We start from the raw sequence: 8,432 nt of genomic DNA, 5'->3' as shown, positions 1-8,432 counted from the left end.
GGTGGAGCCGGTCGTTGACGGCGTCGAGCTGCCGCAGGCCGCCGCCGCGAGGGCGACACCCATGACTAACGCGGCACCGCGGATGGTCCTGGACCTCGCACGCACTGTGATTCTCCTTCCGTCGCCCGAAACTGGATGCCCTGACCGGATGGCAGCGCCGCCGAGCGAACGCGCTGACGGTATTGCGTCCGGTGTGACCTCGGTCATGGTCGGCGGCAGCAGAAATAGCGTTCTCACGTCAGCACCGAAAAAATCGGACAGAACGCCCGCGGTGCCCAGGGCGGCACTCGGCGCCGCACCGCGTCGCGGGACCCGGGTTCTGGACGTTCTGTGCCAGCTCCCTGGATACCGTCCACCGCCTCCAGGCTTCGTCGCGGGACGCTGGCACGGCTGTCAGGTCGCGGTCTGGCCGTCGATCGTTTCGCGGAGGATGTCGGCGTGGCCGGCGTGCTGGGTGGTCTCGGCGATGATGTGGATCAGTACCCGGCGGACGCTGTGCCGCGCGCCCGGCTCGTGCCAGGGCGCTTCCGGCAGTGGCTGCGTCACTGACAGGTCGGGGATGGCCGCGACGATCTCGTCGGTCCGGGCAGCGGCCCGCTTGTAGCGGGCGACGATCCCGGCCATCGTGTCACCTGGCAGCATCTGGAACTCGTTCTGGCGCTTGATGGCCCAGGCCGGGTACTCACGTGCGGTGCCGGTCATGAACTCCTCCCAGGTGACGCCGTCGGGCAGCGCGTAGTTCATCGCCGACGGCCCCTCGAGGACGAAACGCATCCAGCCTTCCTCAACGGCGGCGACATGCTTGATCAGCCCGCCCAGGCACAGGGCACTGGCCGTCGGGCGTTCGCCGGCCTGCTCGTCACTGAGACCGCGGGTCGTGTTGATCAGGCTGGCTCGGGCCACGGCGAGCTCGGCGAGCAGGTCGGCCCGCTCCGCGTCGAGGGCTACGGGCTGTGTGGTCATCATCGTGATCGGCCCCTTCTGGGCTGTTTTCCGTTGTCGGCGGTGACCACCACGGTCGTCCGGGAAGCGGTCAGTTTCTGGCCTCTTCTTCAGGCAATCTCATGGGCATGCCGACGACGTCAGCGCGCCTGCTCGCCCTGCTCTCGCTGTTGCAGGCGCGCCGGGACTGGCCAGGGGCGCTGCTGGCCGCGCGGCTCGAGGTCAGCCCGCGCACGGTGCGCCGCGACGTCGACCGGCTCCGTGAGCTGGGCTATCCGATCCGGGCCACCAAGGGTCCCGACGGCGGATACCGGCTCGATGCCGGGGCGGAACTGCCACCGCTGCTGTTCGACGACGAGCAGGCCGTTGCCCTGGCCGTCGCGCTCCAGCTCGCCGTCACGTCCGGTGCCGGCATCGAGGAGGCGGCGGCCCGCGCACTGAGCACTGTCCGGCAGGTCATGCCAGCGCGGCTGCGCCACCGGGTCGACGCGCTGCGGGTCACCGCGGTCGAACGCCGCGGAAGCCGGCCCTGCCCGCAGGTCGAGCCGGCCGTTCTGGTGATGCTCGGTGCCGCCGTCCATGCCCGCGAGGAGCTGCGCTTCGACTACGCCGTCCCGTCGCGGTCTGGCACAGCCGATGTCTCCCCGCCGCGTCGGGTGCAGCCCCATCACCTCGTCACCTGGGGTGGACGCTGGTATCTCGTCGCCTGGGACCTGGACCGCGACGACTGGCGCACCTTCCGCGCCGACCGGATCAGCCCGCGTCCCCCGGCCGGCCCGCGGTTCACCCCCCGCCAGCTGCCCGGCGGGGACGTGGCCACCTTCGTCGCCCAGCGCTTCGGGGGCTCCGCCGGCCCGGACCGCTGGCCGTGCAGCGGGGAAATGATCGTCGATCTGCCCGCCGCCTTCGTGTCCCAGTACTCCCAGGACGGGATCGTCGAGGAGCTCGGCCCGAACCGCTGCCGGCTCGTCGTCGGCTCCTGGTCGTGGCCCAGCCTGGCCGCCACCGTCGGCCGGTTCGACGCCGACATCGAGGTCCTCGGGCCACCCGAACTCGCGGATGCCTTCGCGACCCTGGCCCGCCGCTACGCCCGCGCCGCCGCCGGACAGCGGGGCGAGGCGCCGACGCACGGGCGGATCGTCCCGACGGGAGGCCGAGGTGCCGGCGATGAACCCGATACCGGAAGGTGACGCGCGACGGCGCCGATCCGACCTCGTCCTCACTGGCGGTGCGGACGAGGTCGGATCGGCAGACCTATCGATCTGCTATTGGAAGACTCGAATCCCTGTCGTTGGCAGAGTAGAGACGTGGTCGACTATCGGCGCCGTGTCCTCGACGGCACGCTGGACGCACTTCAGTCGCATCTTCGCGCTCTGTCGATCCATGGGCCGAAGGCGGTGGGCAAGACCGCGACCGCGATGCGGCGTGCAGCGTCGATCTCAGCCTTCCCAGCCACCGGGGCTGAGCTGGTCGCAGATCGTCTGCAGCGCGGCCGGGTCGCCGCAGGAGGCGAAGCCGTTGGCTAGCCCGAGTTTCCGTACTTGCCGGTAACTTGAGTCCGTTCCAGTCATGATCATAGCCGCCGATCTGAGCGCCGAGCAGGCGGGAAGCAGCAGCGTGGAACTGATTGACATCGGCAGCGCACACGCCGCCCGCCCCAGGCGCGATGACCAGGGCAGCCCTTCGGCACTTACACCATGGTCAACAAAGGAGGTCGCCAGACAACGAACACGGCGCCAGCGCTGCGGTGATCTCGTCGAAGAACTGACCGGTCTGGCAGGGCGCCTACCGAATGGATGCCCGTCCTGGCGACCCGGTCCGCTGGCTGGACTGGCCCGCCCGGGGCTCGAGCCCGCTTCGCCCACAGCTCTCCCCGCTGCCAGATCGGCGCGCGCAAGGAGTGCGACCTGCCGCCATACACGACCAGGTCGACCTCACTACGTTCGTCGGGATGCGCATAATCGCCGCGACCGCATCTGCCGCTGCGGAATCACGGTAAGCTACCACCGTTTCATCGTCCCCGCGGTACACCGCTTCGGCCCCTGCTGGGACGCGCCTCGGTGCTTTACCGTAAATCCTTCCCCTCCGTAACTATCCAGATCAGATATGTATACAATGCGGAGATGACAGAAACGCAGATCAACCTCATCGTTCTCTACTGTTCTGACGTGTCTGCCTGCCGCGAATTCTACCGAACGCTGGGCCTGGTATTCGAGCGGGAACGCCACGGCTCCGGTCCTGAACACTATGCGGCCACATTGGCCGGTGGGGCGGTCCTCGAACTATATCCTGCAGGTGGCCGGGAAGTGACCGGACGAATCCGCATTGGCCTTACCATCTACCATAGCGACTTCGATCTGCCCCTGGAACCTGGCAATCACGTTCTTCGCGACCCTGAGGGACGCACCATCGACATCCATGTGGCGGAGAGGACGGAGCCGGCAATAATGATCTACACGGCACTGGCCACATCGATTATCGGGAAGGACGTGGCAGCGACCGTAGAATCCTTCCCGTCCGGAGCGGTCGTCATCGACATCCGCGTTGACGGACACCACGCATCTATCGCAGGGAAACCAGGTGATGCCGAATGGGGAGTGTCCGTTGATCCGCTGCAGGAGCAGGGATTCACCGGTCATGAGAAGGTCGTCTCCTCAGCTGAGGAAGCATTGGCTGTTATCCGAGATGTACTTCGGACCGCGGACGCGGGACAGTGATGAGCAAGGAGCAGGAAGAGCCAGGACCGCTCTCCTTACCGGAACGGCTGGCCATTATGTACCACAGGCTGAACGAGCTGCCTCCAGCGACCAGCGCCTACGAGGCGTTGGCGCAGTTAAACGCTACGCTGGAGGCGGTTGAAGACGAGTTCAGCGGTGTACCGAAGAACCCGAATCCAGATCTGAAATTCGACGGCCGGATGTACCCACCACGCGAGGACTTCATCAGGCGCGCTCCCGATGGTGGCCTTATCGCTCTCACGAAGGGAAACAGGATAGAAATCAGCCCAACAGGATCGATTACGATCTACAGCCGGCGAACCAACGAAGTTGTCTACTCACGGGCCGACGACGCCGCAGCGCCACTTGCTCAGGATGTCCCACACCGGCTCGCCGAACTGCAACAAAAGACCACCGCGACGGCCGGCACCCCGCGGGGTGGCAGTCCGCGGGGTGTGGCGTTCCCGTCCCTGCCTCTCCCAGGTGAGGGCACCGCGGTGCCCTCACCGTCTGCCCGGCCGGGTGTCGCCTCTGCGCCTGCCCGTAGTCCGGGCCGCTGACCGTCACAGCACAGAAAGGGGCCGCATGGCATCGCAGCAGGACGGGGGTCCGAACACCGATCCGATCTCCGATGGCCTGCGCGAGCTCATCGATCAGCTCGCGCAGGCCATCGGGGGTGTGACGAATGCGCTGATGCTCGCCCCGCAGATCGTCGAGTGGTTCATCCGACGCCAGCGGCATCAGATCGGCCAGGCGGCGCAATCAGACCAGGCGGCAACGCGGCTCGCGACGGCGCGGCGGGCGTTGCGGGAGGTACTGGACCCGGCGGAGGTCGCAGCGCTCGGACTCGGCCCGCTTGTGGCGAATCCATACGCACCCCCTGACCCAGCCGCGGCTGCGCCGGTACGGGTCGATCTCTCCAGGCTCGCCGAGACGTTGGATGACGTCTGCGGGGTAGCGGGGAGGCCGCCGGCGGCGCGCACGCAGCCGAGCCCGCAGTTGTAGGCGGCCAGCGCGAGGCTGACGGGGTCACCGGTGAGGCTGCCGTCGGCGATCCCGTCGGCGGTGTCGGCGAGTAGCGCGCACATGAACCGGCCCTGGGCGATGATCGCGTCGGCGGGGTCGAACGGGCTGGCCGTGCCGTTGCCGTCGGCGTCGACAGCCCACGTCGGCCAGGTACCGGGCATGAACTGGGCGATACCCTGCGCGCCCACGGCGGAGACCGCGCGCGGGTTGAAGCCGGACTCCTGGGCGAGTTGGGCGGCAAGCAGCGCCGGGCTGAGCGGGGGGCAGTGGTCGTCACCGGCACCGGCCACGATGATCCAGTCCTGGTAGGGTGCGGGGACGGCGGCGGCGCGCAGCGGACCGCCAGCGGTGGCGGCCGGGGTGCCGGTGCGGTCGTGCAGGACGGTGACGGCGAGCAGGAGCGCCAGCGGCAGGCCGACCAGGACGGCGGCCGCACCGGCGGCGATCAGGGTGAGGGCACGGCCAGGCATCGGTGGTCAGCCGCTGGTGGTGTAGGAGTCGACCCGCCACCCGCCGCTGTCGGCGGCCAGCTGGCAGAACACGATCCGGGTCTGGGTCGGGCCGGTCCAGCCGTCGACACCGCGGGGGGTGACGGTGACCCGGACCGCCCGGTACGCGTCGACCAGGCTGTCGGGGGGCGCTTCGGCGGCCAGCACCGTGGCGGTGACGGTGGTGGCGGCGCGGTGGGCGGCCCACTGCGCCCAGCGGGCGTCGACGTCGACACCGTTGATCGGCTGGGACAGGCGGGCGGTGACGTAGGGGCGGGCCCGGTAGTAGGCGGCTCCGGGCCCGGCGTCGATGGCGGTGTCGACGGTGTGGATTGTGGTGGCGAACGCCGCGCACACAGCCGCGGGATCTCCTCGGGGCTGCGACGGCGGGGTGCGCGCCGCTGTCGCAGCCGGGAACACGGCCGGGGCGGGCGCGCGGCCGGTTCCGCCACCGCAGCCGACCACTACGGGCAGCAAAAAAACATGTAAAAGCCACGCTTTTCTCATGGAAAACACAACCCTCACGCCATATATCCCTAATAGGGACAATTTTTTCCTTTTCCCTTATTCTGACAGCACATGTCGCGGCTCACACAAGAGGTGATCATCACGTGTCGGTGCTGGCACGCACCGGCCGTGTCGCACGGCCCCGTCACCGGCGCGCGGGCGTGGACGTCGCTCCCGCTCCACCATTGCTGGTGGTCGCCGGCTGCCACGGTGGCGCGGGAGCGACCACCGTGGCAACGCTGTTGCAGCCGGCGATCGACATCGGTGTCGTCGCCGACTGGCCCCGGTACGCGGCCAGTCGTGGGTTCGCCGGCCGGCCGCTGGTGCTGGTCGCCCGCGGCACCGTGCAGGCAGTAACGGTAGCCGGGCGGGTCACCGCCGCCGCCAACGCCGCCCAGGTCCACCCCGCCGGGCTGGTCGTGGTCGCCGACGGGCCGCTGCCCGAGCCGCGCGGAGTCACCCAGCGGCTGCGGCTGCTGGCCGCGCACACCCCCGTCCACCGCCTGCCGTATGTCACCCGCTGGCGTTATGTCACCGATCCGCTGCATGGCGGGATACCCGCGCTGCGGGCGGCCGCGGCCACGGCCGCCCGCAGCGCTCTGAACGCAGAAGGAGACATCCATCCGTGAGCCGGTTCCTGGCCTCGCTGTATCTCGCGGTCGGCGACGCTCCCAGCGCTCCACCCGCCGACACCCCGGCCCCTGCTGGCCAGCCCACACCCGCCAGCACGCCGATCTGGCGGATCCCCAATCCCGCGCCCGCGGCCCCGACGCAGGTCACCAACGTCACCGACTGGTTCATCGCCCTGGTGAAGTACGGCGGGCTGGTCGCGGGAGTGATCGGCCTGTCGATCTGCGCGATCCAGATGATGATCGGGCGGCGCAACCGGCACGCGATGTCCGCGGACGGCGCGCTCGGGGTGCCCTGGACCCTGCTGGGGGTCTCCCTGATCGCGATGGGGCCGATCCTGCTGTCCACCATCCTCACTCTCGCCGGTTAGGACACGGGGATGACTGGCGGGCGTCGTTTCTCTCCCGGGGTGTGGATCCTGGCCGCGGCCGGGCTGGTCGCGGCCGGGATCGCCGTCGGGCTGGTCCTCGGCAACCGGGGCGGCTCCCCGACGCCGGCGCCGGCCCCGACCGCGGGTACGGCCGGGACGGTCTCGGGGACCGGCGGGCCGGTCCTGCCGGATCCGGGCCTGCCCACCCTGGACTTCTCCGACCTGCGCTGGATGGATTTCCACGGCTTCGCCCTGCCGGTGTCACCGACCGCGGGCCCGCACGTCCTGGCCGACGACCGGGCCTCCGGGTTCGCCCACACCCCGCTGGGCGCGGCCCTCGCCGCAATCAACATCGTAATCCGTACCAACGCCGGGGTTGGCGCCTACATCTTCGAACCCACCATCGCCGACCAGACCACCGGCGTTGACCAGCCGGCGCTGTTGGAACGGGTTCGCACGACCGCGGCGCAACATGCCGTTCCCGCCCGGCTGACCGGACGGTTCTCAGACCCGATCTTCCGCTACGCCGGGGTCCGCTTCGACGCGGTCACCCCCGACCGGATCGTGTTGTATGTGGCCACCGTTGGTGAAACTTCCACTGGCACCACCGTCTACGCCGCCGGCCGTGCTGAGTTGCGCTGGGAACAGGGAGATTGGCGAAGCGTAGCCCCACCCGGCGGTAGCTGGGACACGGTCACCACCCCCATCACCTCCACCGCCGGCTTCCAACTGTTCCCCCGGAGGTAGGAGCCCAGGCCTCACTGCTTGGGGATGGGTATAACCCGTTGCAATACACCCAGTTCGGTCCCGCTGCCGAGATCAGCGGTGTCATTGTCAAAGCCGGTGCTGGCGCGGCGGTCGACACGGTCACCGACAACGCGTTGAGTTCGTTGGAGGACGCCCTCGCCAAGGGGCTGGCGTGGATGGTGGACACCACCTCGACCTGGTGGGTCAAGGCCCCCTCGGTCCGGGTGCAGCAGCCGGTCACACCCGGTGTGGACCCGGTGAGCGCACCCCCGATCGAGGTGGTCGCCGCGATCCGGGGCTGGATGTGGCCCATCGTGATCACGGTGGCGTTGTGCGGGCTGACGATCCAGGCCGCGCGGATGGCCCTGCAACACAAACCCCAGCCGCTCCTGGACATCGCTCGCGGCCTGCTGATGGTGGGACTGACGACCGGGATCGGGGTCCTCGTCGTCCAGCAAGCCCTGGACGCCGGAGACGCGTTCTCCGACTGGGTGCTGTCCACGGACGGCCAGCAGCTGGCGCCCGTGATGAAACACGTCCTCGGGGTAGACAACCAGCATCTCGCCGCCACCGGATTCGTGATCGTCTACTGTCTGATCGCGCTGGTGGTCTCGATCGTGCAGGCAATCCTGATGATGTTCCGGGAGGCCAGTATCCCGATCCTGACCGGGATGCTGGTCCTGGCCGCCGCCGGCGGGTTCCTGCCGTCGACCCGCCGCTGGATGTCAAAGATCGTCGGCTGGCTGGTCGCGATGGTCTGCTACAAGCCGGCCGCGGCTCTGGTCTACGGGGCGGCGTTCAGTTACCTGCATTCCTCGGAGGCGGGTACGGATCCGGTGACCGCGAACCGGGACCGGTTCATGGGCCTGACCATGATGATCCTGTCGCTGGTCGCTCTGCCGGTGCTGATGCGGCTGTTCTCCTGGGCGGCGGGGGCGGGGGCCTCCGCCGGGGTGCTGGCCGCGACTGCCGGGGTGGCGTCCCGGTCAGCGGGCCGTTCCGGCG

At 69.2% G+C, this 8,432-nt stretch carries 11 protein-coding genes; 7 read left to right on the top strand and 4 right to left on the bottom strand.

The genetic code is table 11. The features are described 5' to 3' along the window. Positions 1-393 precede the first annotated feature (393 nt). On the bottom strand, positions 394-966 hold the full coding sequence (locus tag MJ785_RS18630; RefSeq protein ID WP_239310251.1) for a DinB family protein: 573 nt from the start codon (positions 964-966) through the stop codon (positions 394-396). 104 nt (positions 967-1,070) lie between these two features. On the opposite strand from MJ785_RS18630, the gene MJ785_RS18625 reads away from it, so the two are divergent. Next, a complete protein-coding gene (locus MJ785_RS18625) occupies positions 1,071-2,132 on the top strand; it encodes a YafY family protein (RefSeq protein ID WP_239382032.1) in 1,062 nt (353 codons plus the stop codon). Positions 2,133-2,381: 249 nt separating this feature from the next. Here the strand turns inward: MJ785_RS18625 and MJ785_RS21970 are convergent, their stop codons facing one another. After that, complete coding sequence (locus tag MJ785_RS21970) at positions 2,382-2,513, bottom strand: hypothetical protein (protein ID WP_255724036.1); 132 nt, start codon at positions 2,511-2,513, stop codon at positions 2,382-2,384. A gap of 489 nt (positions 2,514-3,002) precedes the next feature. Between MJ785_RS21970 and MJ785_RS18620 the strand changes: the two genes are divergently transcribed. Together MJ785_RS18620 and MJ785_RS18615 are read left to right on the top strand one after the other, a co-directional pair. Beyond that, the gene (locus MJ785_RS18620) at positions 3,003-3,659 is read left to right on the top strand and encodes a VOC family protein (RefSeq protein WP_239375736.1); all 657 of its coding nucleotides are present in this window, start codon (positions 3,003-3,005) and stop codon (positions 3,657-3,659) included. Further along, on the top strand, positions 3,659-4,219 hold the full coding sequence (locus tag MJ785_RS18615) for a hypothetical protein (protein ID WP_239382030.1): 561 nt from the start codon (positions 3,659-3,661) through the stop codon (positions 4,217-4,219). Before MJ785_RS18620 ends, MJ785_RS18615 begins: the two co-directional genes overlap by 1 nt. Positions 4,220-4,399: 180 nt before the next feature. Here the strand turns inward: MJ785_RS18615 and MJ785_RS18610 are convergent, their stop codons facing one another. Both MJ785_RS18610 and MJ785_RS18605 read right to left on the bottom strand, forming a co-directional pair. Then, on the bottom strand, positions 4,400-5,155 hold the full coding sequence (locus MJ785_RS18610) for a lytic transglycosylase domain-containing protein (RefSeq protein ID WP_239382028.1): 756 nt from the start codon (positions 5,153-5,155) through the stop codon (positions 4,400-4,402). A gap of 6 nt (positions 5,156-5,161) precedes the next feature. Continuing rightward, positions 5,162-5,530: a hypothetical protein gene (locus tag MJ785_RS18605; RefSeq protein ID WP_239382026.1), complete on the bottom strand. Its 369-nt coding sequence runs from the start codon at positions 5,528-5,530 to the stop codon at positions 5,162-5,164. 254 nt (positions 5,531-5,784) lie between these two features. On the opposite strand from MJ785_RS18605, the gene MJ785_RS18600 reads away from it, so the two are divergent. The 4 genes from MJ785_RS18600 to MJ785_RS18585 form a co-directional block, all read left to right on the top strand. Further along, the gene (locus tag MJ785_RS18600; protein ID WP_239382024.1) at positions 5,785-6,309 is read left to right on the top strand and encodes a hypothetical protein; all 525 of its coding nucleotides are present in this window, start codon (positions 5,785-5,787) and stop codon (positions 6,307-6,309) included. Continuing rightward, a complete protein-coding gene (locus tag MJ785_RS18595; protein WP_239382022.1) occupies positions 6,306-6,680 on the top strand; it encodes a hypothetical protein in 375 nt (124 codons plus the stop codon). The genes MJ785_RS18600 and MJ785_RS18595 overlap by 4 nt, the downstream gene beginning before the upstream one ends. Positions 6,681-6,689: 9 nt before the next feature. Further along, positions 6,690-7,427 (top strand): hypothetical protein, encoded by a 738-nt coding sequence (locus MJ785_RS18590; protein ID WP_239382020.1) that lies wholly within the window; start codon positions 6,690-6,692, stop codon positions 7,425-7,427. Between the two features lie 38 nt (positions 7,428-7,465). Beyond that, positions 7,466-8,432, top strand: a 967-nt coding sequence (locus tag MJ785_RS18585) for a hypothetical protein (RefSeq protein ID WP_239382018.1), incomplete at its 3' end; no start/stop codon positions are given.

Source organism: Protofrankia sp. CiT1, from assembly GCF_917627335.1.
Lineage (GTDB): Bacteria > Actinomycetota > Actinomycetes > Frankiales > Frankiaceae > Protofrankia.
Note: the sequence above shows the minus strand (reverse complement) of the source record. Positions and strands in the feature narration are given on the sequence as shown.